This window comes from Methylibium petroleiphilum PM1 (genome assembly GCF_000015725.1).
Taxonomy (GTDB): domain Bacteria; phylum Pseudomonadota; class Gammaproteobacteria; order Burkholderiales; family Burkholderiaceae_C; genus Methylibium; species Methylibium petroleiphilum.
Window position 1 is genome coordinate 1984767 of the sequence record NC_008825.1, and the last position, 26171, is coordinate 2010937.

Below are 26171 nucleotides of genomic sequence, written 5' to 3' on the forward strand. Positions count from 1 at the left end.
ACAGAACGGTGGTGCTAAAGTGATACCACATCAAACGAAAGGGGGCCCTCGTGGCGTTCACTGCTCGTCTGCCCGAATCGGTCGAGGCCGATGCCAAAGCCTATGCGGAGTTCGTCGGGGTCAGCATGAATGCGCTCCTGGCGATCGCGCTGCGGGACTACCTCGATGCCCGAATGCCGGATGGCCCGGGTGTGCGCAGGGCGCCCAGGCCCCCTGCCTCGGTCGAAGCGCCCTCACCGGCCCAGAAACCGGCCTTCAAGGCCCCGGCGAGCCGTTCGGACCCCTGCCCCTGCGGTGCGGTCGATCTGAACGGCCACGCGCTGAAGTGGAAGCACTGCCACGGCAAACCCTGAGGGGGCGTCATGGCTGAGCCCGCGTTCCAAGTTCAGGACGCCTGGGAGCGGATGGCCGATGGCCCCTTCACGCCCTACGACCCCTGGGATCGGCTGGCCATGGAGGTGGTCAAGGGTCGCTGGCACCGGGTCCGCTGCTGGCTCTTTGGGTCCGTCGAGGGCGACATATGGCGTCTTCTCAACGGTGATCCGCTCTACAGGGCCGCGCACATCGGCGTCGGCTGGGCTTGGGGCCTCGACATCTGGCGCGCAAAGTGGGATTTGCGGCTCAGCTACACGCTGAGTATGTGGATAAGTGGTATCACGAAACCCCTGGCGGGGTTATACATTGGCGCGGTTATTCAGGCCATCCCAAGGGTTGATCCAGCCCCTCTCTGGGCCCCCTCGACACCGCTGATGCGGCGTTCGAGAGCGCTCGCGAACGCTCAGATCAACCCGGCAGCGCGCGAGGATGTGGCGATGAACGGCTCAGGGTCTGCCTCGGGCTCGGCCTCGACGGCGCGATCGAAGGATGCTGCGTCGGCCTCGCCAGGCGTCAGCGTCTGCTTGTCCAGTGGGCGGCAGATGCGACGCTGCAGGCGGTTCAGGCGATCGGAGTGCTCCATCGCCTGGACCACCGCTTCCGGCTCCATCAACAAAGCGAACGGGTTCGACGTGATCTGGATCGGAAGCATGCTGTCCCTTTCGAAGGTGGCGTGGCGATGATCCCAATGTAGGCAGGCCGAGTGGCCTGCCGTAGTCGTCCCGGCGCCAAATGGCGTGTCGGAATTTGGATGACACGCTGTCGGGTCGAGACCTCGCCGTGGTCCTCAGCGCGCCGGCAAGGCCGCGAGCCGCAACGCGAGCCGTTCGCGTCCGGCCCTCTGCGCCAGGTCGGCCGCCGTGAGTTCGTTGCGTTCGCGCGCCTGAGGATTCGCGCCGGCAGCCAGCAAGGCGTCGATCAGGTCCTCGCTGGCGTGCAGCACGGCCATCATCAAGGGTGTGCGTCCGTTCGGCGCCCGGGCATCGACGACGGCACCCTGCTTCAGCAGTAGCTCCAGCACGGGCTGCGAGTTGCCTGCCGCGGCGTAGTGCAGCGGCGTCCAGCCCGGCGGATCGACGACCGCGCCGCGCTCGATGAGCGCCGATGCCACCTCGGGTTGCCCCTTGAGAGCGGCCACCATCAGCGGCGTCTCGCCCGCGGTGTTGCGGGCGTTGGGGTCGGTGCCGGGCAGGCGCGCGAGTGTCAGCGCGGCACCGGCGGATTCTGCAAACAGTGCGCGGGAGATGGCGGGTTGGCCCTTGGGATCGGGCGAATTGGGGTCGAAGCCGAGCGCGACGAGCTTGCGGATCGCCGCACTGTCGTCGCTGACGACGGCTCGGAAAAAGTCGTCGTAAGAGCCGGCGTTGGCCGAAGAAAATGACAGAGCGACAAGCAGATACAGAAGCTTTTTCATGTCATTGATCAGGAGTTTTCAGGCTCCCGCAACTGCACGGCCGGGCCGAACAGGCGCTCGAAGTTGCGGCTCGTCGCCTCGGCTACGGCCTCGATGGAACAGCCCTTGATCTGCGCCAGTTGCGCGGCGACCAGCGGTACGTAGGAGGGGTTGTTGGTCTTGCCGCGGTGGGGTGCGGGTGCGAGGTAGGGGCTGTCGGTCTCGATCAGGCAGCGGTCGAGCGGCACTTCGCTCGCCACTTGGCGCAGTTCGGCAGCGTTCTTGAAGGTCAGGATGCCGGAGAACGAGATCATGAACCCGAGTTCCAGCGCCAGGCGCGCGACCGCGCGGGTCTCGGTGAAGCAGTGGAAGACACCGGTCACGCCGCCCTCGGGGCCGGCGCCCTCCTCGCGCAAAATCGCCAGCGTGTCGTCGCTGGCGCTGCGGGTGTGGATGATCAGCGGCAGGCGGCTCTCTCGCGCGGCCCGGATGTGGACGCGAAAGCGCTCGCGCTGCCAGGCCATGTCGGCCACGCTGCGCTCTCCGAGGCGGTAGTAGTCGAGCCCGGTCTCGCCGATCGCGACAACGCGCGGCTGTGCCGCTAGCGCCAGCAGATCCGCGACACTGGGCTCCCGCACGCCCTCGTTGTCGGGGTGCACGCCGGCGCTGCACCAGAAGTTGTCGTGCCCCATGGCAAGCGCATGGACGGTGTCGAACTCTTCGAGCGTGGTGCAGATGCACAGGGCGCGATCGACCCGCTCACGCGCCATCGCAGCGCGGATGGACGGCAAATCGGCCTGCAGTTCGGGGAAGCTCAGGTGGCAATGGGAGTCGACGAACATCGCGGGCAGATTCGTCAGAAGGAATTCAGCGGAATGATCGGCGTGGCGCGGGCGGGCCGCCCTCTTCGACTCGGCCGATCCGGCCGCCGGCTAGATGGTCTGCGTCGGCTTGGCCGAGGAGATCGAGGTGCCGAGGATTTCCTCGATCTTGACCTTCAGCAGGCGGGTCTTCTCGTCGGTCGGAAAGCGGACACCGACGCCTTGCGTGCGGCCCCCCGATGCGTTGGCCGGCGTGACCCAGCCGATCTTTCCGGCCACCGGATAGCGCTGCGGGTCGTCGGGCAGCGAGAGCAGCAGGTAGATGTCCTCGCCGAGCCGGTATTCGCGCGTGGTGGGCACGAACAGGCCGCCTTCGGCGAACAGCGGGATGTAGGCGGCGTACAGCGCGCCCTTCTCGCGGAACACGAGCTGGATCACGCTCGGGCGTGCGCTGTTGGCAGCAGCGCTGGCGGGGCCCCGGGCGTTCGATTCGTTCATCACTTCAGTGTAGCCAATGACGGGCGGCGCGAGTGTTGCGCATCGCCTTCTTTGCCGGGCCGCAACGCCGCGCGCACCCGCAAGACCAGGGCTTCCACGCCGAGGCCTGCGTTCCATGGATGCTCGGCGTGTCGAGCCGCACGGCGCAGGTCTGCGGAGCAATCGGTCAGTCGCGCCACGTCGCCGCCGGCCGGCAGGCCGTCGGCCGGGAAGTAGCGGGGCAATGCCCCGACCGCGATCGCCAGTGCATCGTGGCAGAGCTTCTGCAAGGCATCGATCGCAATCGGCAGCGGCCAGGTCGCCAAGGTGGCGGCCTGGCCTGCCAGCACCTCGCGCGGCAAGCGCAGCCAGGCCGGTGCATCCACCCCCAACGCGAGCCGCTCGTGCGCTTCCAGCGGCTGGCCGCCAGCCGCCGCCAGCAACACCTCGGGTTGCGCGACCTGCCGTGCGGCCAGCCAGCCGGCCGCGACATCGGGCGCTGGCAACGGCACGCGCAGGGATTGGCAGCGGCTGCGCACCGTCGGCAGCAGACGCTGCGGCGCGGCGCTGGCCAGCACGAAACGCGCCCTTCCCGGCGGCTCTTCCAGCGTCTTCAGCAAGGTGTTGGCGCTCGCGGGGTTCATGCGTTCGGCCGGGTAGATCACCGTCACCTTGGCGCCGCCACGCGACGAAGTCTGCTGGGCAAAGGCCACGGCCGCGCGGACCGCCTCGACCTTGATCTCGCGGCTGGGCTTGGCCTTGCTCTTGCCGCCCTCGCCGTCGGCGGCCTCGTCGCTCCCCGACCATCCCAGCGCCTCCTGGAGTGCCTCGGGGACCAGGACCATCAGGTCGGGATGGGTGCGAGCCGCGATCAGCCGGCAGGCCGCACACCCCCGACAGGCGCGGCCACCGGGGCGCGCCGCCGGGTCATCGCCTTCGCACAGCCAGGCCGCCGCCACCGTGAGTGCCAGCTCGAACTGCCCTACCCCTTGCATGCCGTGCAGCAGCAAGGCATGACCGCGCGTGCCGTGCAGCGCCTGCGCGAGCGGGGCCTCGAGCCAGGGCAGCAGCCCGTCGTCGGAACTGGCGCTCACCAGCCCCGCTCCGCCAGCATGGCTGCGATCTGCACCGCCACCTGGTCGCGCGATTGCGAGGCGTCGATGCGCACGAAGCGCTCCGGCTGGGCCTCGAAACGTGCCCGATAGCCGTCGCGTACGCGATGGAAGAAGGCCTCGTCCTGCCGCTCGAAGCGGTCCGGCGTGCGAGCCGCCACCAAGCGCTGCGCCGCGACAGCCGGATCCAGGTCGAACCACAGCGTCAGGTCGGGTTGGCGCAGCCCGCCGGGGCCGCGCTGTACCCAGCTCTCCAGCGTGGTCAGCACCGCAAGGTCGAAGCCGCGGCCAGCCCCCTGGTAGGCGAAGGTCGCATCGGTGAAGCGGTCGCACAGCACCACGGCGCCGCGCTCGAGTGCAGGCGCGATGCACTGCTGCAGATGGTTGCGCCGCGCCGCGAAGATCAGCAGCGCCTCGGTCAGCGCATCCATGCCCTGGTGCAGCACCAGATCCCTCAGGGTCTCGGCGAGGGGTGTGCCGCCCGGCTCGCGGGTGCGCACGACCTCCAGGCCGCGGCGCTGCCAGCGCTCGGCCACGGCATCGAGGTGGCTCGACTTGCCAGCGCCGTCGATGCCCTCGAAGCTGATGAAGCGCCCGGACGGCGGCGCGAGGGGGGCGGCGCTCATGGCGCGGCGCCGCGGCCGCCGCCGCGCTGGTATCGGTTCACGGCCCGATTATGGTCGGCGAGGTTTTCGCTGAACTGGCTGCTGCCGTCGCCCCGGGCGACGAAGTACAGCGCCCGGCTCGTCTCCGGCCGCACCGCCGCGATCAACGAGGCCTTGCCCGGCATCGAGATCGGTGTTGGGGTCAGGCCCGTGCGCAGGTAGGTGTTGTAGGGCGTGTCGGCCTGCAGGTCGCGCCGCCGCAGGTTGCCGTCGAAGGCCTCGCCGAGCCCGTAGATCACCGTGGGGTCGGTCTGCAGCGGCATGCCGATGCGCAGCCGGTTCACGAACACGCTGGCGACCTTGCCGCGGTCTGCCGTCTGGCCCGTCTCCTTCTCGATGATCGACGCCAGCGTCAGGGCCTCTTCGGGGCTCTTCAGCGGCGTGTCGGGCATCCGCTCGAGCCAGGCCGCCTCGAGGCGGCGCTGCATCGCGCGGTGGGCACGCTGCAGCACGGCGAGGTCGCTCGCCCCCTTGCTGTAGGCGTAGGTGTCGGGGAAGAACCAGCCCTCCGGCGATCGGCCCGGTGAGCCCAGCGCCGCCATCACTTCGGCATCGTTCATCGAGGCTGTGTCCGGCTTCAGCGCCTCGGCCTTCGCGAGCTCGGCGCGGAACTGCCGGAAGGTCCAGCCTTCGATCAGCCGCACGGTGGCCTGGGCCTCGTCGCCGCGCACCATCTTGTTCAGCAGCGCGAGCGGCGTGGTGCCCGGGCCGATCTCGTAGCTGCCCGCGCGGATCTTGCGCGCTTGGCCGGACCAGCGGAACCACTCGTAGAGCAGCAGCGGCGGCGCGCGGACCCCTGCGTCGACCCACCCCTGGGCGATCTCGCGTGGCGACGTGCCCGGCTCCACCGACAGCTCGACGCTGGGCGAGGCCAGCGCCAGGGGCTGCGTCAGCCACCAGGCCGCCAGACCGCCGCCAGCGAACGCCAGCACCAACAGCAGGAACAGCCCTCGCTTCAGTGCGCGCTTCATCGTCGGGAGAGAACTTTCATGTCGACGCTGATGATAATCAGGCCATGTCGACCCCTCTCCCCTCCAGCACCTCCGTGGCCGACGGCGCCGTGCGCCTGCTGCACAGCGGAGTGATCCGCGCGGCCGGTGCCGACGCCGCGAGCTTCCTGCACGGCCAGCTCACCAACGACATGACTGGACTGGGCCTGGGCGAGGCCCGGCTCGCCGCCTACTGCTCGCCGAAGGGCCGCATGCTTGCGAGCTTCGTGGCCTTCAAGCGCAGCCACGACGAGATCTGGCTGGCCTGCCGCAGCGATGTGCTGCCCGCGACCCTCAAGCGCCTGCGCATGTTCGTGCTGCGTGCCAAGGCGCAACTGAGCGAAGGGGGCGACGACGCCGTGCTGGTGGGGTTGGCCGGCCGCAGCGCCGCGGCCTGGCTGGCGCAGGTGCTGCCAGCGGCGGTGAACGGCGCGGTCTGGTCGCGGCATGCGCTGGACGACGCGCTGCTGGTCCGGCTGCCCGACGGCGCTGGCCAGGCGCGCTGGCTGTGGGCCGGCCCCGCGGCGCAAACCGACGCGGTGCTGAATGCCCTGCCGGCCCTCGCACTGGAGCGCTGGGACTGGCTCGAGGTGCACAGCGGCGTCGCGCCCATCGTGGCGAACACCGTCGAGGCCTTCGTGCCGCAGATGCTGAACTACGAGCTGGTGGGCGGCGTGAACTTCCAGAAGGGCTGCTACCCCGGGCAGGAGATCGTCGCGCGCAGCCAGTACCGCGGCACGATCAAGCGCCGCGCCGCGCTCGTGCACGGCGACGCCGCCGCCCTGCCCGGCCAGGAAGTGTTCTGGAGCGGTGATGACGCCCAACCCAGTGGGCTGATCGCGCTGGCGGCGCCGGCACCCGGCGGCGGGTGGGATGCGCTGGTCGAGCTGAAGCTCTCGGCGCTCGACGACGGCAGCCTGCACCTCGGCAGCAGCGGCGGCGCCAGGTTGCAGCCGCTGGCGCTGCCCTACGCGGTGCCGCGCGAGAACGCGGCCTGAAGCGGCGATGCAGGCTGTCTCACCGATGGGGCGGCACGCGCTGTTCATCTATTACCGCGTTCGCGACGTGCACGCCGACGAGTTGATGGCGGCTGCGACGGCAATGCAGATCACCCTTCAGGCGGCCCATCCGGCGCTCGATGTGCGTCTGCTGCGCCGGCCTGAAGCGCAGGAGGGTCTGCACACCTGGATGGAGACCTACGGCCTGCCGCCCGACGCTGATCCGGCTGCGCTGGCGGCCGATGTCGAGCGGGCCGCTCGGGGGCTTGCGCCCTGGCTGGTCGGCGCTCGCCACGTCGAGCATTTCGTCGCATGTGCCTCGTAGCACTGGCGCTCGACCAGGACCGGCGTTTCCCGCTGGTGCTGGCGTCCAACCGCGACGAGTTCTTCGATCGTCCGACCGCGCGATTGGCCTGGTGGACGCCCCAGGGCGGCGGTCCCGACATCCTGGGCGGTCGTGATCTGCAGGCCGGCGGCACGTGGCTGGGCCTGACCGCTGCCGGTCGCCTGGCGCTGGTCACGAACGTCCGGGCGCCGGGCAGGCAGGATGCCCAGGCGCCCTCGCGCGGCGGCCTGGTGCCGCACTGGTTGCATGGCGAGCAGCCGCTCGACCGCTTCTGGACCCAGGTGGCCGTGTCGGGCTACAACGGCTTCAACCTCGTCGCGGCCGATTTCGCGCGCGGCGAATGCTTCTGGGCCAGCAGTGCGACGGCGCTGCCGCGCCGCATCGAGCGTGGCCTCTACGGGCTGTCGAACGCGGCGCTCGACACACCGTGGCCCAAGGTCGAACACCTGAAGGCACGCGTGAAAGGCGCCCTCGCCGAAACGGCTGCGGAAGAGCCGGTCGATGCGCTCGCCAGTCGATTGTTCGAAGCGCTGGTCGACCGCAGCGTGGCCGCCGATGCCGAGCTGCCGTCGACCGGCATTCCGCGTGAGCTGGAGGCGCAACTCTCCGCCGCCTTCATCCGCACGGTGGATGGGCGCTACGGCACGCGCTGCTCCACGCTGGTGATCACCGAGCGAGTGAAGCGCCAGCTCGTCACGCACGTGTTCGAGCGCAGCTATGCCGTCGGCGCGGGCGTGGCCCTGTTGCGGCGCTCGCGTTTGCTGGACTGGCCGCCGCGCTACAGCGGGGTGGGACAGGTGCCGCACGCCGCGGCCGAATCGGTGTCGGAAAGCACCGTGGAGGAGCCCAGCGCGCTGCCGGCAAAGGACAGCACGCCGCCGCGGCGCATCCGTGCGCGCGGGGTCCTCAAGCCGGCTCGCTGAGCCGCAGAGGCATCAGGCGCTGCGCGCCATCAGCGCAAGCATCAGTTCGATGCGGGCCTGGGCTGGTGTCCGGGCTTCGCTGATCGGCAAGGCGTCGTGGCCGGTCGGCAGCACGGCGCCGTCGGCGACGCGCGTGCAGCGCTGCACCACGATCCCCGCCGCCTGGGCGCTCCGCAACGCCGCTTCCAACGCGTGGTGCAGGCTGCCGTTGCCGGTGCCGGCCACGACGACACCATCGACTCCCTGCGCCCGCAAGGCGTCGACCACCGCGCCCGATGCACCGGCGTGGCTGACGACGATCTCGACCCGCGGCTCGGGCCGCTCGAGGACCTCGACGCCGAGCGGCAGGCCCGTCGGCCAGTCGCGCAGGCGACGCACGCCGCCTCCTTCGATCAGGGCGATGGCCCCGTCATCGCCAGCGCCGAATGCGTCGAGCCGATGCGTATGGCGCTTGCGCACATCGAAGGCACCGAACACCGAGCCGGCGAACACCGCGCAGACGCCTGCCGCGCCCGGCTCACGCGCCAACGCAACCGCATCGAGCAGGTTCTGCGGGCCGTCGGCCTGCACGGCGGTGGCGGGCCGCATGGCACCGGTCAGGACCACCGGCTTGCACGGCGCCAGCACGCGCTGCAGCAGGTAGGCGGTTTCCTCCAGCGTGTCCGTGCCGTGGGTGACGACGACACCGCTCACCTCGGGGCGTGCGAGATGGTGCGCGACGCGGCGGGTCAGCGACCGCCACACCGCCACGCCCATGTCCTTGCTGTCGATCTGGGCCACCTGCTCTGCTTCGATCGGCTGGCCGGTCAAGGCCGGCACCGCTGCCAGCAACTGCGCGATGCCCAGTTTCGCTGCGGTGTAGCCGAGGCTGTCGGTGGCCGTGGCCGCGGTACCCGCGATGGTGCCGCCGGTGGCCAGAATCACGACGCGCGCCACGGGCTGGGGTTCAGGGCTTTGCATTTTCTGGGAAGCTGGATAAAAATACAGTCACTGGATAAAAATTCAGTGCGCCGGTCTGGTGACAGCCCGGCTCCCGACACCGCAGGAGCACCCGCATGGACGACGCCCCCAAGCTCACCGCCAGGCAGCAGCAGATCCTTGATCTGGTGCAGACCTCGATCGAGCGCACCGGATCACCGCCCACGCGCGCCGAAATCGCCGCCGAACTCGGCTTCCGTTCTGCCAACGCGGCGGAGGAGCACCTGCAGGCCCTGGCACGCAAGGGCGTGATCGAACTGGTGGGCGGCACCTCGCGGGGCATCCGTCTGAAGTCTGACACATTGCGTTCGCTGAACCAGTTGCGCAACAAGCAGTTCTCGCTGCCGCTGCCCAGCCTGTCGCAGCTGATGCTGCCGCTGGTCGGGCGTGTGGCTGCGGGCAGCCCCATCCTGGCGCAGGAACACATCGACCAGAGCTATGCGATCGAGGCCAGCATGTTCCCTCGACGGCCCGACTACCTGCTCAAGGTGCGGGGCATGAGCATGCGCGACGCCGGCATCCTCGATGGCGACCTGCTCGCAGTGCAGAAGGCCCGGGAAGCCAAGAACGGGCAGATCGTCGTCGCCCGCCTGGGCGACGAGGTCACGGTCAAGCGCTTCCGGCGCGTGCGCGGCACGATCGAACTGCTGCCCGAGAACCCGGATTTCGAGCCCATTGTCGTCACGCCGGAGAGCGGTGAGTTCGAGATCGAGGGCTTGGCCGTCGGGCTCATCCGCAACACCCTGCTCATGTGAGATCGGCTGGCGCCTGAATTCATGGCCCCCGCGGGTGGTGGGCATGCGCGCCAAACGGCGTGTTATCCCGCGGACCAGGCCCATCGACATCAATCCTGCTGAACTTCCGATTGGAGATTCACCATGGTCACGGTCTTTTGGAACCCCTTGCGGCGCTGGTGGCAGACCGCCTTCCAGGCCTCCACGCCTGCTACGGTACCGGCGCTCGTGTTCAGGTCACCGGCATTCCGCACCCGCCCCGTCTCAGCCGCCACACCGCGACCCCGGCCGGTCACGCCCTTCAGGGCCGCGCTGCCCCGCGTCGCCGGCATCGAGAACGCGCGGCGCGCCGCGAGGCGCTTCTGGATGACCATGGACCCCGAGGACCAGCGGCGTGCCGCGATCGGCGGGTCGTTCGCGGAGGTGTGTGCAGCGCTCGAGAGCCTGGCAGCGATCGAAGACCGGCGGGCCTGAGTTTCCAGGCGCCGCCGGACACGAGCCGGGCCTTGCGCCCGGCTCTTTACCGTCAGCCCATGTGCAGGCCGCCGTTCACCGAGAAGTCGGCACCGGTGGCGAAGCCGGACTCCTCGGAGGCCACCCACGACACCATCGAGGCGATGTCCTCGGGCGTGCCGAGCCGCTTGACGGGGATGGTCGCCACGATCTTGTCGAGCACGTCCTGGCGGATCGCACGGACCATCTCGGTACCGATGTAGCCCGGGCTCACGGTATTGACCGTCACACCCTTGCTGGCCACTTCCTGGGCCAGCGCCATCGTGAAGCCGTGCATGCCGGCCTTGGCCGCCGAGTAGTTCGTCTGGCCGAACTGGCCCTTCTCGCCGTTGACCGAGCTGATGTTGATGATGCGGCCCCAGCCGGCGTCGGTCATTTCGTCGATCACCTGCTTGGTCACGTTGAACAGGCTGTCGAGGTTGGTGCTGATCACCGCGCTCCAGTCGTCACGGGTCATCTTGCGGAACATGCCGTCACGCGTGATGCCGGCGTTGTTCACCAGCACACTGACCGGCCCGTGCTGTGCCTTGACCTCCTTGAAGGCCTCGACGGTCGACTCCCATTCGGCCACGTTGCCCACCGAAGCGTGGAAGCTGTAGCCGAGTGCGGCCTGCTCGTCGAGCCACTTCTTGAAGTTGCGGCTCGGGCCGCAACCGGCCACGACGGTGAAGCCGTCCTTGTGCAGACGCTGGCAGATCGCGGTACCGATGCCGCCCATGCCCCCCGTGACGTATGCGACCTTCTTGCTCATTGTTCTGCTCCTCTGTGGTTTGTCATGGCCGCTCTAGCGTCGCGTGCCGATATGCGTGGGTCAAGGGTATTCGCCCGATCCGGGCTCACCCTTAATGAATGCGCGGTTGCTCCTCAGCGCTCCACGGTCAATGCAACACCCATGCCGCCGCCGATGCACAGCGACGCAATGCCGCGCTTGCTGCCGCGGCGCTGCATCTCGTGCAGCAGCGTCACCAGCACGCGGCAACCCGACGCACCGATCGGGTGGCCGATGGCGATCGCCCCTCCGTTGACGTTGACCTTGCTGGTGTCCCAGCCCATCTCGTTGTTGACCGCGCAGGCCTGGGCAGCGAAGGCCTCGTTGATCTCCAGCAGATCCAGGTCGGCCGGCTTCCAGCCCGCCCGCTCCAAGGCACGCTTGCTGGCAGGCACCGGGCCCATGCCCATCAGCGACGGGTCGAGGCCGGCGCTCGCGTAGGAGGCGATGCGTGCAAGCGGCTTCAGGCCGAGCTGGTCGGCCTTCTTCGCGCTCATGACCAGCACCGCGGCCGCGCCGTCGTTCAGGCCCGAGGCGTTGCCGGCGGTCACGCCGCCCGCCTTGTCGAAGGCCGGGCGCAGGCCGGCCAGCACGTCGGCGTTGGTCTTGCGGTTGATGAACTCGTCGGCCGCGAACACGATCGGGTCGCCCTTCTTCTGGGCGATGCTGAACGGCACGATCTCGTCCTTGAACTTGCCGGCATCCTGGGCTGCGGCCGCCTTCTGCTGCGAACCCAACGCCAATGCGTCCTGCTGTTCGCGCGTGATGCCGTATTTCTTCGCCACGTTTTCGGCGGTGATGCCCATGTGGTACTGGTTGTACACATCCCACAGGCCGTCGACGATCATCGTGTCGATCAGCTTCCAGTCCCCCATGCGCTGACCGTCGCGTGAACCCGGCAGCACGTGCGGCGCCAGGCTCATGTTCTCCTGGCCGCCGGCGATCACGATCTCGGCATCGCCGTCGCGGATGGCCTGGGCTGCCAGCATCACGGCCTTCAGGCCGGAGCCGCAGACCTTGTTGATGGTCATGGCCGGCACGCCCTGCGGCAGGCCGGCCTTGATGACCGATTGGCGCGCCGGGTTCTGGCCACTGCCTGCAGTGAGCACCTGACCGAGGATCACCTCGCTGATCTGCTCGCCGGACAGGCCGCTGCGCGCCAGCAGGGCCTGGATCACTGCGGCGCCGAGTTCCGGCGCCGGGGTCTTGGCGAGCGTGCCGCCGAACTTGCCCACGGCGGTGCGGGCGGCGCTGACGATCACGATGTCGGTGGTCATGGCAATTCTCCTTGCTGAAGTGACCGGGATGGGCGATTCCGCGGTGGAATGAAAAGGGACAGTGTGGAAGGGGTCAGGCCTTGGCCTTGACGTAACGGCCGGGTGCCGGCTCGATGATCTTGTGGTTGCGGTCACCGGGCGCCTTCGGCGCCGGCACCAGCTTGCCGCCCAGCGGCTTGAGCCAGTCGGTCCAGGCGGGCCACCAGCTGCCGGGATGCTCGGTGGCGCCTTCGAACCAGGCATCCGCAGTCTTGGGCAGGCGGCTGTTGATCCAGTGGCTGCGCTTGTTCTTCGTCGGGGGGTTGATGACGCCGGCGATATGGCCGGAGGCGCCCAGCACGAACTGCTTCTTGCCCGGCAGCACCTCGACGGTCGCGTAGGCGCTCTGCCACGGCACGATGTGGTCCTCGCGCGAGGCGTAGATGAAGGTCGGCAGGTTGACCTTGCGCAGGTCGAGCGGCTCGCCGCACACCGTCACCTTGCCGGGCTTGATGAGGTTGTTCTCGAGGTAGGTGTGGCGGAGGTACCAGCAGTACATCGGCCCCGGCAGATTGGTGCTGTCGGAGTTCCAGTACAGCAGGTCGAAAGGCGGCGGCGTCTCGCCCTTCAGGTAGTTGCCGACCACGTAATTCCACACCAGGTCGTTGGGGCGGAGGAAGCTGAAGGTTGCCGCCAGTTCCTTGCCCTTGAGCAGACCGCCCTGGCCGAGCGCCATCTCGCGCATCGACACCATCTGCTCGTCGACGAACAGGTCGAGCACGCCGGTGTCGGAGAAATCGAGGAAGCTCGTCAGCATCGTGAGGCTCGCCGACGGGTGCTCCCCGCGGGCGGCCAGCACGGCCAGTGCAGTCGCCAACAGCGTGCCGCCGATGCAGAAGCCCAGCGTGTTGATCTGTTCCTGCTTCGAGATCGCCTGCACCTCGCGGATCGCGCGGATCACCGCGTGCTCGATGTAGTCGTCCCAGGTCTTGTCGCCGAGGCTCTCGTCGGCGTTCACCCAGCTCAGCATGAACACGCGATGCCCCTGGCTCACGGCATAGCGCACCAGCGAGTTCTCGGGCTGCAAGTCCATGATGTAGAACTTGTTGATGCACGGCGGCACGATCAGCAGCGGCCGCTCGTGCACCTTGGCCGTCAGCGGCTTGTACTCGATCAGCTGGAACAGCGCGTTCTCGAACACCACCGAACCTTCGGTTGTCGCCACGTTGCGGCCGACCTCGAACAGGCTCTCGTCGGTTTGCGACAGATGGCCCTGGCGCACGTCGTGCCACAGGTGCTGCAGTCCCTGGGTGATGCTTTCGCCCTGGGTCTCGATCGCCTTGCGCTGCGCCTCGGGGTTGAGTGCCAGGTAATTGGCCGGCGACGAGGCGTCGATCCACTGCTGGACCGCGAAGCGGATGCGCTGCCGGGTCTTTTCGTCGGCCTGCACCTGGTCGGCGAGCTGCAGCAAGGTGCGGGCGTTGAGCATGTACATGCCCGCCGTGAAGGCCGCCGCCGGGTTGGACATCCAGTCCTTGGCCGCAAATCGCCGGTCGGCGGGCGGTGGTGCCCCATCGGCACCCTGCGTCGCCTGGTTCCAGAGTGCGGCCGCTTCGCTCAGGTAGGACGATTGCAGCGCGGGCAATGCGTCGGCCGGAAGCTGCACGCCCGTCATGCCCTTGAGGGCCTCGGTCCAGCCCTGGGCCAGCTGCTGCGCGGATTGGGCGAAGTCCATCCCCGGGGCAACGCCACCCCAACCGGTTGCGCCTTTGTTCATGTGTCTCCTCGCCTGTCGGCCACTCGCCTACGATGGTCGGCTGCACACGAAGTTTCGCTGAACCCCTTGCCGTTGCTTGCAGCCCTGATTCATTATGCGACTCACCCTTGCGCAGAACTGAATCCAATGTACTTGGTTGCAATCGCCTGGCTGTACGTGGCACTGCTGATGGCGGCCGCCGAAGCCACCCACAGCCAGGGCAGCGTGCTCGGCGCATTCTTCACCTTCTTGCTGTACGGCTTGGGCCCGGTGGCGCTGATGATCTACCTGCTTGGAACGCCGGCGCGTCGTGCCGCGCGGCGTCGCGCCGAGGCGTCGCAGGCCTCAACGCCGCTCGATCCAGATGGCAGCGGCCATGCGCCCGCTGTTGCCATGGCGCGGACGGTCGCGACGGAACGAAAAGAAACGTGAGGCTTCCTCGACAGTGCACCAGGTTCCGCCCTCGATGCGCTCGAGGCCAAGCGCCGCCAGTCGGTCGCGTGCCAGGCCTGCCAGATCGGCTAGCCACTTCCCCGCCGTATGGGACTTGAAACGCCCGTGGGGCGTTGCCTGCGACACGCCGAAGCCGGCCAGCACGTCAGCCCCCACCTCGAACTGACGTGGCCCGATGCAGGGGCCAAGCCAGGCCTCCAGCTCGGCCGCGGGGCAGCCGGCCGCCTGGCACAGAGCGGACACGGTCGTCTCCAGCACCCCGGCCGACAGACCTCGCCAGCCGGCGTGAGCGGCAGCGACGCCGAGGCCTCCCGGCGCAGCGAACAGCACTGGCAGGCAGTCGGCGACCTGGATCACGCAGGCCACGCCAGGGTCGGTGGTCCAGCAGGCGTCGGCTTCGGGCACGGAGTCCGAGGGTTCGGTCAGCGGCAGACGCAGCGCACGCACGCCGTGAACCTGGCGCAGGAAGACCGGCGTGCCGCCCAGTGCGGCCGCGTAGCGACGCCGGTTCTCCGCCACGGCGAGCGGATCGTCGCCGACCGCACTGCCGAGATTGAGCGACTCGAACACGCCCCTGCTCACGCCGCCGGCGCGCGTGCTCATCAGCGCACCGACCCTGGCCGTCGCAAAGCGAGGCCGGAGCGCCTCGGAGAGAGGGTTGGTCACGGCTCGAAATCCGGGCAGGCCGAAGGCTGCGCGCGCTGGAAGGCCGGCTCGGCCATGCAGGCCTCGAACACCCGCATCACCGTGGGTACGTGGTCCAACCGGCAATCGAAGCGCTGCGCATTGAAGATCTGCGGCACCAGCACGCAGTCCGCCAGCGTCGGTGACTCCCCGTGGCAGTAGCGTCCGGTGCCCGGCTCCTGCGCGAGTCGCTGCTCGACCACACCCAGGCCCTGCTCGACCCAGTGCCGATACCAGGTGTTCTTGGCCACCTCACCCACCTGCAGCTCCCGCACCAGGTAGCGCAGCACCCGGAGGTTGTTCAGCGGGTGGATCTCGCAGGCGATGTCGAGCGCCAGCGAGCGGATGCGCGCGCGATCGAGTGCCGTGCCCGGCAGCAGCGGCGGCTGCGGGTGCACTTCGTCGAGGTATTCGATGATCGCCAGCGACTGGCTGATCGACGCCTCACCGTCGATCAGCTGCGGGACGAGCCGGGCGCTCGACACCGCGCCATAGGCCGCGGCGAGGTGCTCGTTGCGCGCCAGGTGCACCGCGCGGTAATCGTGGGCCAGTCCCTTGAGCGCCAGCGCGATCCGCACACGGAACGCGGCCGAGGAGCGGAAGTAGCTGTACAGCTCCACGGCGCGTCCGCTCAGCCGGTGATGTGCACGCGCAGCGGCTCCAGGCCCTCGACGCGTGCCTCGAGCAGGTCACCGGGCACGACCGCTGCCACACCCTCCGGCGTCCCGGTGTAGATCAGGTCGCCCGGCGCTAGCGTCCATGCGGCCGACAGGTGCTCGATGATCTCAGCCACGCTCCAGATCATGCGGTTGATGTGGCTGACCTGGCGTACCGTGCCGTTGACGTCGAGCACGATCGGCGCCGTGTGGATGCCGGGCACCTGCGCGGCGGGCGTCAGCGGCCCGATCGGCGCCGACGCCTCGAAACTCTTGCCGATCTCCCAGGGCCGGCCGGCCTTCTTCATGTCGTTCTGCAGGTCGCGCCGCGTCATGTCCAGCCCGACCGCGTAGCCCCACACATGGTCGAGGGCGGCTGCGGCCGGGATGTCACGCCCGCCCTTGCCAAGAGCCACCACGAGCTCGACTTCATGGTGCAGGCTCTTCGTCAGGCCCGGATAGGGCATCTCGCCGGTCGTGCCGGCGTCCACCGCCAGCACCGCGTCGGCCGGCTTCATGAAGAAGAACGGCGCCTCGCGGCCGGTGTGGCCCATCTCGATGGCGTGCTCGGCGTAGTTGCGGCCGACGCAGTAGATGCGGCGCACCGGGAAGCGCTCGCTGCGGCCTTGCACCGGAACGCTGGGCGTGGAAGGAAGTTCGATCACATGGTGAAGGATGGGCATGGTCGTTGGGCGAACTTCATCAAGGCGCCGAAGATGATGCCACGCGGACCCGGGCACAGGTCCGCCATGGGTTCGTCGCGAGGGCCCCGGTACACTCGCTCGCCATGTTCTCCGCACGCAGTTTCCGGCATTGCAAGACCTGCGGAGGTCCCGTCGGTTACCGCATTCCGGCCGACGACAGCCGTGAACGCGCGGTCTGCACGGTCTGCGAGGCGATCCACTACGAGAACCCGCTGAACGTGGTCGGCACGCTGCCGACCTGGGACGACCAGGTGCTGCTGTGCCGGCGGGCCATCGAACCGCGCCACGGCCTTTGGACGCTGCCGGCCGGCTTCATGGAACTCGGCGAGACGCTGGAGCAAGGCGCGCTGCGCGAGACCGACGAGGAGGCCGGCGCGCGCGTGCAGTTGCAGGGGCTGTTCTCGGTCCTGAACGTGGTGCGGGTCGGCCAGGTCCATTTCTTCTACCGCGCCGCGCTGCAGGATCTCGATTTCGCGCCCGGCGTCGAGTCGCTGGAGGTGGCGCTGTTCCGCGAAGCCGAGGTGCCGTGGGAGCACCTGGCCTTCCGCACGACGGCCGAGACGTTGCGCCGTTACTTCGCCGACCGGGCCGGGGGTCAATTCGGGCTGCACTGTGCCGATATCGCATGAGCACACGCCTGTCCCGATGACGCTACCGCCCTCTTCCACCGCCACGACCCGCCTGCGCGAAGACCTGATCCACCCCGACCCGCTGCTGGACTGTCTGCTGGAAGTCTGCCGCGTGCACGGCGTGGCCGCATCGCGCGCATCGCTGTCGGCGGGCCTGCCGCTGGTCGACGGCCGCCTGACGCTGGCCTTGGCCGAACGTGCTGCCGACCGGGCGGCGATGACCGCGCGTCTGCAGCGCATGGCGCTCGATGCGGTCGATACGGCCACGCTCCCCGCCATCGCCGTGCTGCACGACGAGCGCGCCTGCGTGCTCCTTGGCCGCGATGCCTCCGGCGCCTGGCAGGTGCTGATGCCGGAGACCGGCGCCGGTGCCGTGACGCTGGACGCCGACCAGCTGGCCGAGCGCTACAGCGGCGTGATGCTGTTCGTGCGGCCGCAGTTCCGCTTCGACGAACGTGCGCCCGAGGTGCGCGCCACCCGCGCCGGCCACTGGTTCTGGGGCGCCGTGCTGGCGCAGCGGAACGTGTACCGCGACGTGCTGTGGGCGGCACTGCTGATCAACCTGTTCGCGATCGCCTTCCCGCTGTTCTCGATGAACGTCTACGACCGCGTGGTGCCCAACCATGCGGAGGAGACGCTGTGGGCGCTGGCGATCGGGGTGCTGATCGTCATCAGCGCCGATCTGTTCATGCGCACGCTGCGCAGCCATTTCGTCGACGAGGCCAGCGCCCGCATCGACGTGCAGATCTCGGCCACGCTGATGGAGCGCGTGCTGGGGATGCAGCTCTCTCACAGGCCGGCGGCAGTCGGCTCGTTCGCGTCCAATCTGCGCGGCTTCGAGCAGGTGCGCGACTTCATCGCCTCGAGCACCGTCACGGCGCTGATCGACCTGCCGTTCGCCCTGCTGTTCATCGGCGTGATGTTCTGGCTGTCGCCCTGGCTCGCTGCGCCCGTGGTAGTCGCCTTCGTGCTGGTCGTGGTGGTCGGCTACATCCTGCAGCACCGGCTGCACGAGCTGTCGCAGGCCACCTGGCAGGCCGGCGCCCAGCGCAACGCGACGCTGATCGAGAGCCTGACCGCGATCGAGACCGTCAAGACCCAGGGTGCCGAAAGCGTGATCCAGGCCCGCTGGGAGCAGACCAATGCCTACCTGGCCGGCATCAACATGCGCATGCGCGGCCTGTCGTCCACCGCGCTGTCGGCCACGGCCTGGCTGACGCAGTTGGTGAGCGTGTCGCTGATCGTCATCGGCGTCTACCTGATCGGCGACCGCCAGCTGACGATGGGTGCGCTGATCGCCGCCACGATGCTCAGCGGCCGTGCGCTGGCGCCGGCCGGGCAGATCGTCGGCCTGCTGCTGCAGTACCAGGGGGCGGTGACGGCGCTCGAATCGCTGGAGAAGATCATGGCCCAGCCCGTCGAGCGGCCGGCCGGCAATGCCTTCATCCACCGGCGCGAACTGCGCGGCGAGATCGAGTTCCGGGACGTCCATTTCGCCTACCCGGGACGTTCCGACAGTGCGCTCGACGGCGTGAGTTTCAAGATCGCCGCCGGCGAACGGGTGGCGCTGATCGGCAAGGTCGGCTCCGGCAAGAGCACGATCGAGAAGCTGATGCTGGGCCTGTACGCCCCCACCGCGGGCGCCGTGCTGCTCGACGGCATCGACCTGCGCCAGCTCGACCCGGCCGACGTGCGACGCAACCTCGGCTACGTGTCGCAGGACGTGACGCTGTTCTTCGGCAACCTGCGCGAGAACATCGCCTTCGGTCTGCCCTACGCCGATGACGAGGCCATCGTCGCGGCGGCCGAGGTGGCCGGACTCAGCGAGTTCGTCAACCGCCATCCCCGCGGCTTCGACATGCCGGTGGGCGAACGCGGCGAATCGCTGTCGGGCGGCCAGCGCCAGAGCGTCGGACTGGCCCGCGCAGTGCTGCACAACGCGCCGATCCTGCTGCTCGACGAGCCGACCAGCGCCATGGATTTCGCCACCGAAGCTCACGTCACGTCGCGCCTCGCTTCGATCGCCAGCAACAAGACGGTGGTGCTGGTCACGCACCGCACCTCGCTGCTGCCGATGGCCACGCGGCTGATCGTCGTCGACCAGGGACGTGTTGTCGCCGACGGGCCGCGTGAGCAGATCATGCAGGCGCTTGCCGCCGGTCGCATCACGAGGGCGGCCTAGCATGGGCAGTCCCGCCCCCCGCCTGATGGGCTTCGGCCGCGCGCTGCTGGCCGGGCTGGAGCGCACCCGCCTCTGGCTCGAACCGCTGACGAAGCGGGTGTTCGGCCCGGTGGCGCCGTCCGCCGCGGTGGGCAGCACCGGCTACGAGGCAGAGCCCGAGGCCTTGCTGGCCCGCGCCCGCACTCAGCGGGCACAGGTGATCGTGCGGGCCGCGGTCTGCGTGGTCGCGGTGCTGCTGGTCTGGGCTGCGCTCGCCCGGATCGACGAGGTGACACGCGGTGACGGCAAGGTGATCCCGTCGCGGCAGTTGCAGGTGATCCAGTCGCTCGATGGCGGGGTGGTGTCTGAGATCCTGGTCAAGGAGGGCCAGGTGGTCGAGGCTGGCCAGCTGCTGTTGCGCATCGACGAGACGCGCGCCACGTCGGGGGTGCGCGAGAACGCCGCGCAGAGCTTCGCGCTGCTGGCCCGGCAGGCCCGGCTGCGTGCGCTGGCCGAGGGCAACCCGTTTCAGCCGCCCCCGCCGAGCAAGGACCCGGAAGAGCGCCGCATCATCGAGGAGGAACGCCGACTCTACGAGTCGCGCCAGTCCGAGCTCTCGACCATCGTGTCGATCAGCCGTCAGCAGCTGATGCAGCGCGAGCAGGAGCTCAACGAGGCCCGCTCGCGCCGCGCCTCGGCCGAACGGGGTCTGGACCTGTCGCAGCAGGAGCTGGCGAAGACGCGGCCGCTGCTGGCCTCCGGCGCAGTGTCGGAGGTCGACATCCTGCGGCTCGAGCGCGACCTGAGCAAGTACCGCGGCGATGTCGAGCAGGCCGGCGCGCAGATCGCCCGGGTGTCGGCGGCCGTCGGCGAGGCGCAGCGCAAGATCCAGGAGACCGAGATCGCCTTTCGCAACGAGGCCCGCAAGGAACTGGCCGATGTGCTGGGCCGCATGAACGCGCTGACAGAGGGGCGCGTCGCGCTGAGCGACAAGGTCGACAAGGCCCAGGTCAAGTCGCCGGTGCGCGGCCGTGTGCAGCGTCTGCTGGCCAACACCGTCGGCGGCGTGGTGCAACCTGGCCGCGACATCGTCGAGGTCGTCCCGCTCGACGACGCGCTGGTGCTCGAAGCCCGGGTGTTCCCGCGCGACATCGGCTTCATCCACCCAGGCCAGCAGGCGACGGTGAAGTTCACGGCCTACGACTTCTCGATCTACGGCGGCCTCGATGCGACCGTCGAGAACATCAGCCCCGACACCGTGATCGACGAGAAGGGCAATGCCTTCTACGTCGTGCGCGTGCGCACGCGCCTGGCTCAGCTGGGCGACAAGCTGCCGATCATTCCCGGCATGACGGCCGAGGTCGACATCCTGACCGGCAAGAAGACGGTGATGTCCTACCTGCTCAAGCCGGTGCTGCGGGGCAAGGCCTACGCGCTGTCGGAACGCTGACTGACCACCGGCTCATCGCCGCCGCAGGCCGCCCGCCGGGCTCTTCGAGGCAGCATGAGCGATCGCGCTGGAGACCGACTTCCCGGCGTACTAAGTCGCGTAACAACGTCGATTCCGTGCGCGGGATCACGTTCGCCTGCCGGGTCGGCCACTTAAGGCGGCCCAATGCCCGATATGCTCGACCTCACGCTTCGCGGCCCCGCCGCTCGCCCTTAAAGGATTGCCGTGCCCATCGTCGCCACCGTCCAGCTTGGAAAAGTCACCGCCGTCTGGGGCCTTGCCCGGATCCGGCTACCCGATGGCAGCACCCGCCAGATCCAGGTTGGCGACATCGTGCACAAGGGCGACCTGATCCTGACGGCGCAGAACAGCATCGTCGAGATCAAGAACGACGGCAGCGAAGCCACGTTCGCCGTGGCCGATGGACAACTCACCGAAACGCCGGCCATTGCCCAGGCCGTTGGGCCCGAAGACATCGATCGCGTGATCCAGGCCTTGAACGAAGGCGACCCCGATGCCGCCACTGCGGCCGGCGGACCGGCCAGCGGCGGTGAGGCTTCCCCGGCGTTGCGTGTCGGCCGCATCTCCGAGTCGGTGGGTGGCGACACGCTTCTGATCGACACCGCGCGTGCAGGCCGCGAACCCGCGTCCTTCTTCGACGCCGAGATCCAGGACGCCGGCCAGCGCGGCGCAGCGGCCCCTGCGCCCGCCCCGGCGCCCAACCAGAGCCCCGTGCCGGTCATCACGCCGGCCGGCGGCCTCGAGGACGCGAGTTCGATCCCGATCAATCTGTCGGGCACCGATCCGGAGGACGGTACGGCGCCGATCGTCACGGTGACCACCCTGCCGCCGGCGTCGCAAGGTCAACTGTTCCTGGCGGACGGGACGACGCCTGTCGTGGCGGGTACTCCGCTGACGGCCGCTCAGGCGGGCTCGCTGGTGTTCGTGCCGGCTCCGAACTTCACCGGCACTGCGAATGTCGACTTCACGGTCACGGATTCCGCCGGGGCCACGAGTCCCCCGGTCACCGCCAGCATCGTCGTCGCCCCGGTCAACGACGCGCCGGTCGCGATCGGCAGCACCCTCACGGCCGTGGAGGACACGCCCATCTCGCTGAGCATGGGTGGCATCGACATCGAAGACGGCACGGCGCCGATCGTCACGGTCATCCTGTTGCCGACGGCTTCGCGCGGCACGCTCTTCCTGGCCGATGGGGTGACACCGGTCGTGGGCGGACAGCCGCTGACCGCAGCCCAGGCTGCGTCGCTGGTGTTCGTGCCCGCGCCCGACTTCACCGGCACAGTCAACATCCCGTTCACCGTGACCGACTCCGAAGGTGCGAGTTCGACCACGGGCGCCGTCCTGATCACGGTGAACCCCGTCAACGACGCCCCCATCGGCACGCCAGTGACGGCCACGGGCATTGAAGACGCCACGACGATTCCGATCAGCCTGGGCGGCACCGACGTCGAGGACGGCATTGCGCAGACCGTGACCGTGATCCTGCTGCCTCCGGCCGCGCGCGGAACGCTCTATCTCGCCGACGGCGTCACACCGGTGGTGGGTGGTGCTCCGCTGACGGCCGAGCAGGCGCAATCGCTGGTGTTCGTGCCCGCACCCGACTTCACGGGCACGGTGAACATTCCCTTCACGGTCACCGACTCCGAGGGTGCCGTGTCGGCCACCACCACGGCGGCGATCACCGTCACGCCGGTCGCCGATGCCCCCACGCAGACGCTGCCCGCCAGCCAATCGCTTCCCGAAGACACGCTGCACACCTTCACCGCGCTCGCCGGCAACGGCATCACCGTGGCCGACGTCGACAGCGACTTCGTCACCACCACGCTGACCGTCGGGCACGGCGTCCTTACGGCCGTCGAAGGGAACGGCGTGGCCATCGCCGGCAACGGCAGCGGTACTGTCGTGCTGTCCGGCACGCCCGACCAGATCAACGCTGCGTTGGAGGGCTTGCGCTACCAGCCCGACGTGAACTACAGCGGATCGGACGCCTTGATGGTGAGCACCACCGACGGCGAGACCGCACCGGTCGTGGCGAACGTGGCAATCACCGTGGTGCCGGTGGCCGATGCGCCGGTGATCAACGTCGGCACGGCCGGCACGGTGCTCTACGACCAGCTGCCCGGCGCCGTCGAAGGTGCGACCTTCCAGCGCTACGACAACGTGGCGACGATCGACCCCGACTCCGCACGCGATCCCGCGTCGCTGGCCGCGGCGCTGGCTGGCGTGACGCCGACGGCAACCACGGTGCAATCCAGCTACGCCGCCCCGACGATCGCCGAGGACCAGGCCTACCGCATGACCGGGCTGGTGTTCCTGGAGGCCGGCCACACCTACACCTTCACCGGCGAGCGCGACGACACCGCCCTGATGGTGCTCGGGGGGCAGACCGTGTTCCAGCAGGGCTTCGACAACGCCGGCTTCTACCAGGCCGCGCCGTTCGTCGCGAGCGCCTCCGGTTACTACACGATCGACTTCATCTTCTACAACGGCGACGGCCCCGGCAACGCCGTGCTCACCGTCAGCACCGACGGCGCCCCCCCCATCGCCTTCGACAGCAGCAACTTCACGCTGGTGCCCAGCATCGAAGCGCTCGATGCGGCGAACGCTCCGCACGACGCGCTGGTCGGCGGCACGGGCGGCGGCTATTACCCGGTGACGAGCACCGCTCCGGACAAGGGCACGATCGGCTTGCCGCCCGTCGGCGTGGCTCTGTCGGACACTGACGGCTCGGAAGCGATCTCGGTCGTGACCATCGGGCAGATCCCGGTCGGCGCCACGCTGTCGGACGGTACGCACAGCTTCACGGCCACGGCCGGCAACACCAGCACGGCCGTCACCGACTGGGCGCTCTTCCAACTGGTGATCACGCCGCCGCCGCAGTACAGCGGCAGCTTCGACCTGCTCGTGACCGCCACCAGCCAGGAGGCCGCCAACGGCGACGCCGCCTCCAGCACGGCGACGATCCCGGTCACGGTGGTCTACACGAATGAGGCGCCCGTCCAGACGGTGCCCGGAACGCAGGCCGTCAACGAGGACACGCCGCTGGTGTTCTCGGCCGCGAACGGCAATGCCCTGAGCGTTGCCGACGTCGACAGCCCGTCGCTGACCACGACCGTCAGCGTGAGCAACGGCATTTTCACGCTGGGCTCGACGGCCGGCGTCACGGTGGTCGGCAACGGCAGCAACCTCGTCAGCCTGATTGGCTCGGCCGCAGCAATAAATGCCGCGCTGGAAGGCTCGCAGTTCATCGGTCCCGCCGACTTTAACGGCGCGGCGCAACTGACCCTGACTACCTCGGACGGCGTGGCCGCCCCGACCGTCGGCAATGTCGGCATCTCCATCGTGCCGGTCGCCGACATCGCGACCGACGTGGCTTCCACTGTCGAGAATCGAGCGGTAGTGATCGACGTGAACGCGAATGACACGTTCTCGAACGCCGACCACACCATCACCGCCGTCAACGGCACGCCGATCGCGGCGGGCACCGCGGTGGCAGTCGCCAACGGTAGCGTGCTGCTGCAGGGCGATGGCACGCTGCTCTTCACGCCGGATCCCGGCTATCACACCTCCACCGGCGTGCCGACGAGCTTCTCCTACACCGTCACGTCGGGCGGTCTCACCGAAACGGCGGCCGTCGCCGTCGACGTGCGTCCGGTGAACGATACGGTCACGCCGACGCTCAACGTGACGTCGGTCGGCCGCTGGACTTTCGACGAAGCCGCGGCGGGCTCGACCACCGACCGCTACAACGCGCACACTGGCGCGCTGACCGACTCCACGCCGTCGCCGGCGGCCGTGGCTCCGACCTGGGTGGCCGGACACGACGGCGCCTCGGGCAGCGCCCTGCGTTTCGACGGCGCCGGCAGCTTCGTCGCGCTGGATGCCCAGACCACGGCGCCGCTGATGGGCACCGCTTCACTGACCTTCTGGATCAAGACGACGCAGATCGGCTCCAGCCGCACGACGGGCTGGAATTCACCCGCCGTCATCGCCAGCGAGCAGCACGGCGGACAGAACGACATCCAGTGGGGCGTTATCAACGATGCGGGCCAGATCGGCTTCGGCATCGGCGACGTGACCGGCGTCTACAGTACGACCAGCATCGACGACAACGCATGGCACCAGGTGGCGATCACGCGCGACGCGGCGACCAAGCTCGTGCAAGTCTTCGTCGACGGCAGGCTGGAAGCCAGCGGCTCACCCAACGACGCCGCCTTCACGGCCACGTTGAACCGGCTGGCGGGCTTCGGTGCCACGAATGTCTTCGCCAACGACGCGGCCGGGACGAACATGGTCGACAACCACTTCCTGAGGGCCGATCTCGACGATGTCCGCATCTACAACCACGCGCTCACGGCCGATCAGGTGGCGGCGATCCGATCGGTCGAATCGGGCCATCGGGATATCGCCGTGGCCAACGACGGCGATCCGATCAAGCTGAACGTCACCGCAGACCACTACACCACGCTGTCGGTCGCGGGCCTGAACGCGGGCATGACCCTGACCGACGGCACGCCGGGCCACGCCGTCACGGCCGCCGGAACCGACGACACGATCGACCTGACCGGCTGGAACCTGAGCAACCTGTCGGTGACCGGTGCGGGCTCGGCGCTGCTCGAATTCACGGCGACCAACACGGTTGCCGACGAGAGCCGGTCCAGCACCCAGTACATGAACATCGTGGACGGTACGTCCCTCCTCGCCGGCGGGGCCGGCAACGACACCCTCAACGGCACCGCGAACGCAGACCTGCTGATCGGCAACGGCGGCAACGACACGCTCAACGGCGGTGGCGGCAACGATCGGCTGATTGGTGGTGCTGGCAACGACACCCTGAACGGCGCCGCCGGCCACGACGTGCTGCAGGGAGGCGCTGGCGACGACCTGCTGACGGGCGGCGCCGGTTCTGACACCTTTGCGTGGTCGCTCGCCGATCGGGGCGCCAGCGGGGCGCCGGCCCGCGACACGATTGCCGATTTCAACGTCGCGCCGGTGTCGGCCGGTGGCGATTCGCTGGACCTGCGGGACCTTCTGGTGGGTGCCAATCACGTGGGCACTGATCCCGGCAACCTCGAAAGCTACCTGGACTTCGACACCAGTTCCACGCCGGGCAGCACCATCATCCACATCAGTTCGTCCGGCGGCTTCGCCAATGGGGCTTACTCGGCCGGCAGCGAGGATCAGCGCATCACGCTCGAATCCGTCGACCTGCGCAGCGCGCTGAGCCTGGGTTCAGCGGCCTCCGACAATCAGATCATTCAGGAACTGTTGACGCGCGGCAAGCTGATCGCCGACGGGCACTGATCGG

25 protein-coding genes are annotated in these 26171 nt (G+C 68.9%); 10 read left to right on the forward strand and 15 right to left on the reverse strand.

Annotated elements, in window-relative coordinates; genetic code table 11:
- The first annotated feature begins 50 nt into the window (after nt 1-50).
- The gene (locus MPE_RS09335) at nt 51-353 is read left to right on the forward strand and encodes an SEC-C domain-containing protein (RefSeq protein ID WP_011829449.1); all 303 of its coding nucleotides are present in this window, start codon (nt 51-53) and stop codon (nt 351-353) included.
- Between the two features lie 425 nt (nt 354-778).
- Here the strand turns inward: MPE_RS09335 and MPE_RS09340 are convergent, their stop codons facing one another.
- The 7 genes from MPE_RS09340 to mltG all read right to left on the reverse strand — a co-directional run bounded on the left by MPE_RS09340 (nt 779) and on the right by mltG (nt 5814).
- Nucleotides 779-1027: a hypothetical protein gene (locus MPE_RS09340; protein WP_011829450.1), complete on the reverse strand. Its 249-nt coding sequence runs from the start codon at nt 1025-1027 to the stop codon at nt 779-781.
- Nucleotides 1028-1162: 135 nt separating this feature from the next.
- Nucleotides 1163-1789: an ankyrin repeat domain-containing protein gene (locus MPE_RS09345; RefSeq protein ID WP_011829451.1), complete on the reverse strand. Its 627-nt coding sequence runs from the start codon at nt 1787-1789 to the stop codon at nt 1163-1165.
- An 8-nt stretch (nt 1790-1797) separates the two neighbouring features.
- Nucleotides 1798-2610: a TatD family hydrolase gene (locus MPE_RS09350; protein ID WP_011829452.1), complete on the reverse strand. Its 813-nt coding sequence runs from the start codon at nt 2608-2610 to the stop codon at nt 1798-1800.
- A gap of 90 nt (nt 2611-2700) precedes the next feature.
- The gene (locus tag MPE_RS09355; protein WP_041929622.1) at nt 2701-3087 is read right to left on the reverse strand and encodes a PilZ domain-containing protein; all 387 of its coding nucleotides are present in this window, start codon (nt 3085-3087) and stop codon (nt 2701-2703) included.
- The gene (gene holB, locus MPE_RS09360) at nt 3087-4160 is read right to left on the reverse strand and encodes a DNA polymerase III subunit delta' (RefSeq protein WP_011829454.1); all 1074 of its coding nucleotides are present in this window, start codon (nt 4158-4160) and stop codon (nt 3087-3089) included. The genes MPE_RS09355 and holB overlap by 1 nt, the downstream gene beginning before the upstream one ends.
- Nucleotides 4157-4804 (reverse strand): dTMP kinase, encoded by a 648-nt coding sequence (tmk, locus tag MPE_RS09365; protein ID WP_011829455.1) that lies wholly within the window; start codon nt 4802-4804, stop codon nt 4157-4159. The genes holB and tmk overlap by 4 nt, the downstream gene beginning before the upstream one ends.
- The gene (gene mltG / locus MPE_RS09370) at nt 4801-5814 is read right to left on the reverse strand and encodes an endolytic transglycosylase MltG (RefSeq protein WP_011829456.1); all 1014 of its coding nucleotides are present in this window, start codon (nt 5812-5814) and stop codon (nt 4801-4803) included. The genes tmk and mltG overlap by 4 nt, the downstream gene beginning before the upstream one ends.
- A 44-nt stretch (nt 5815-5858) precedes the next feature.
- On the opposite strand from mltG, the gene ygfZ reads away from it, so the two are divergent.
- Genes ygfZ through MPE_RS09385 form a run of 3 tightly spaced genes read left to right on the forward strand, consistent with a single transcriptional unit; the run spans nt 5859 to nt 8099 of the window.
- Nucleotides 5859-6830, forward strand: a complete 972-nt coding sequence (ygfZ, locus tag MPE_RS09375; protein ID WP_011829457.1) for a CAF17-like 4Fe-4S cluster assembly/insertion protein YgfZ — start codon at nt 5859-5861, stop codon at nt 6828-6830.
- A gap of 7 nt (nt 6831-6837) precedes the next feature.
- Nucleotides 6838-7155 (forward strand): DUF4936 family protein, encoded by a 318-nt coding sequence (locus MPE_RS09380; protein WP_011829458.1) that lies wholly within the window; start codon nt 6838-6840, stop codon nt 7153-7155.
- The gene (locus MPE_RS09385; RefSeq protein WP_011829459.1) at nt 7143-8099 is read left to right on the forward strand and encodes an NRDE family protein; all 957 of its coding nucleotides are present in this window, start codon (nt 7143-7145) and stop codon (nt 8097-8099) included. Before MPE_RS09380 ends, MPE_RS09385 begins: the two co-directional genes overlap by 13 nt.
- A 12-nt stretch (nt 8100-8111) precedes the next feature.
- Here the strand turns inward: MPE_RS09385 and MPE_RS09390 are convergent, their stop codons facing one another.
- Nucleotides 8112-9059 carry an asparaginase gene (locus MPE_RS09390; RefSeq protein WP_011829460.1) on the reverse strand — a complete coding sequence of 316 codons (948 nt, stop codon included), beginning with the start codon at nt 9057-9059 and terminating at the stop codon, nt 8112-8114.
- 95 nt (nt 9060-9154) lie between these two features.
- Here MPE_RS09390 and lexA point away from each other — a divergent pair, with 95 nt between their 5' ends.
- The gene (gene lexA, locus MPE_RS09395) at nt 9155-9832 is read left to right on the forward strand and encodes a transcriptional repressor LexA (RefSeq protein WP_011829461.1); all 678 of its coding nucleotides are present in this window, start codon (nt 9155-9157) and stop codon (nt 9830-9832) included.
- An 89-nt stretch (nt 9833-9921) separates the two neighbouring features.
- Here lexA and MPE_RS23940 read toward each other — a convergent pair whose 3' ends face one another.
- The 4 genes from MPE_RS23940 to MPE_RS09415 form a co-directional block, all read right to left on the reverse strand.
- Nucleotides 9922-10185 carry a hypothetical protein gene (locus MPE_RS23940; protein ID WP_011829462.1) on the reverse strand — a complete coding sequence of 88 codons (264 nt, stop codon included), beginning with the start codon at nt 10183-10185 and terminating at the stop codon, nt 9922-9924.
- A gap of 152 nt (nt 10186-10337) precedes the next feature.
- Nucleotides 10338-11075 carry an acetoacetyl-CoA reductase gene (gene phbB / locus MPE_RS09405; protein ID WP_011829463.1) on the reverse strand — a complete coding sequence of 246 codons (738 nt, stop codon included), beginning with the start codon at nt 11073-11075 and terminating at the stop codon, nt 10338-10340.
- Between the two features lie 113 nt (nt 11076-11188).
- Nucleotides 11189-12370, reverse strand: coding sequence for an acetyl-CoA C-acetyltransferase (locus tag MPE_RS09410; protein ID WP_011829464.1), 1182 nt, complete (start codon nt 12368-12370; stop codon nt 11189-11191).
- 73 nt (nt 12371-12443) lie between these two features.
- Nucleotides 12444-14126 (reverse strand): PHA/PHB synthase family protein, encoded by a 1683-nt coding sequence (locus MPE_RS09415; RefSeq protein ID WP_011829465.1) that lies wholly within the window; start codon nt 14124-14126, stop codon nt 12444-12446.
- 126 nt (nt 14127-14252) lie between these two features.
- Here MPE_RS09415 and MPE_RS23275 point away from each other — a divergent pair, with 126 nt between their 5' ends.
- Nucleotides 14253-14537: a hypothetical protein gene (locus MPE_RS23275; protein WP_036229322.1), complete on the forward strand. Its 285-nt coding sequence runs from the start codon at nt 14253-14255 to the stop codon at nt 14535-14537.
- Here the strand turns inward: MPE_RS23275 and pgeF are convergent.
- The 3 genes from pgeF to MPE_RS09430 are packed head-to-tail and all read right to left on the reverse strand — an operon-like array spanning nt 14451 to nt 16581.
- Nucleotides 14451-15161 (reverse strand): peptidoglycan editing factor PgeF, encoded by a 711-nt coding sequence (gene pgeF / locus MPE_RS09420; RefSeq protein WP_011829466.1) that lies wholly within the window; start codon nt 15159-15161, stop codon nt 14451-14453. The genes MPE_RS23275 and pgeF overlap by 87 nt on opposite strands.
- 59 nt (nt 15162-15220) lie before the next feature.
- Nucleotides 15221-15862 carry a maleylacetoacetate isomerase gene (maiA, locus tag MPE_RS09425; protein ID WP_011829467.1) on the reverse strand — a complete coding sequence of 214 codons (642 nt, stop codon included), beginning with the start codon at nt 15860-15862 and terminating at the stop codon, nt 15221-15223.
- Nucleotides 15863-15873: 11 nt separating this feature from the next.
- Complete coding sequence (locus MPE_RS09430) at nt 15874-16581, reverse strand: fumarylacetoacetate hydrolase family protein (protein ID WP_011829468.1); 708 nt, start codon at nt 16579-16581, stop codon at nt 15874-15876.
- A gap of 104 nt (nt 16582-16685) precedes the next feature.
- Between MPE_RS09430 and MPE_RS09435 the strand changes: the two genes are divergently transcribed.
- The 4 genes from MPE_RS09435 to MPE_RS09450 all read left to right on the forward strand — a co-directional run bounded on the left by MPE_RS09435 (nt 16686) and on the right by MPE_RS09450 (nt 26167).
- A complete protein-coding gene (locus MPE_RS09435) occupies nt 16686-17231 on the forward strand; it encodes an NUDIX hydrolase (RefSeq protein ID WP_011829469.1) in 546 nt (181 codons plus the stop codon).
- Nucleotides 17232-17247: 16 nt separating this feature from the next.
- A complete protein-coding gene (locus MPE_RS09440) occupies nt 17248-19413 on the forward strand; it encodes a type I secretion system permease/ATPase (protein WP_011829470.1) in 2166 nt (721 codons plus the stop codon).
- A gap of 1 nt (nt 19414) precedes the next feature.
- The gene (locus tag MPE_RS09445) at nt 19415-20842 is read left to right on the forward strand and encodes an HlyD family type I secretion periplasmic adaptor subunit (RefSeq protein WP_011829471.1); all 1428 of its coding nucleotides are present in this window, start codon (nt 19415-19417) and stop codon (nt 20840-20842) included.
- Nucleotides 20843-21067: 225 nt separating this feature from the next.
- Nucleotides 21068-26167: a beta strand repeat-containing protein gene (locus MPE_RS09450; protein WP_011829472.1), complete on the forward strand. Its 5100-nt coding sequence runs from the start codon at nt 21068-21070 to the stop codon at nt 26165-26167.
- Nucleotides 26168-26171: the final 4 nt, after the last annotated feature.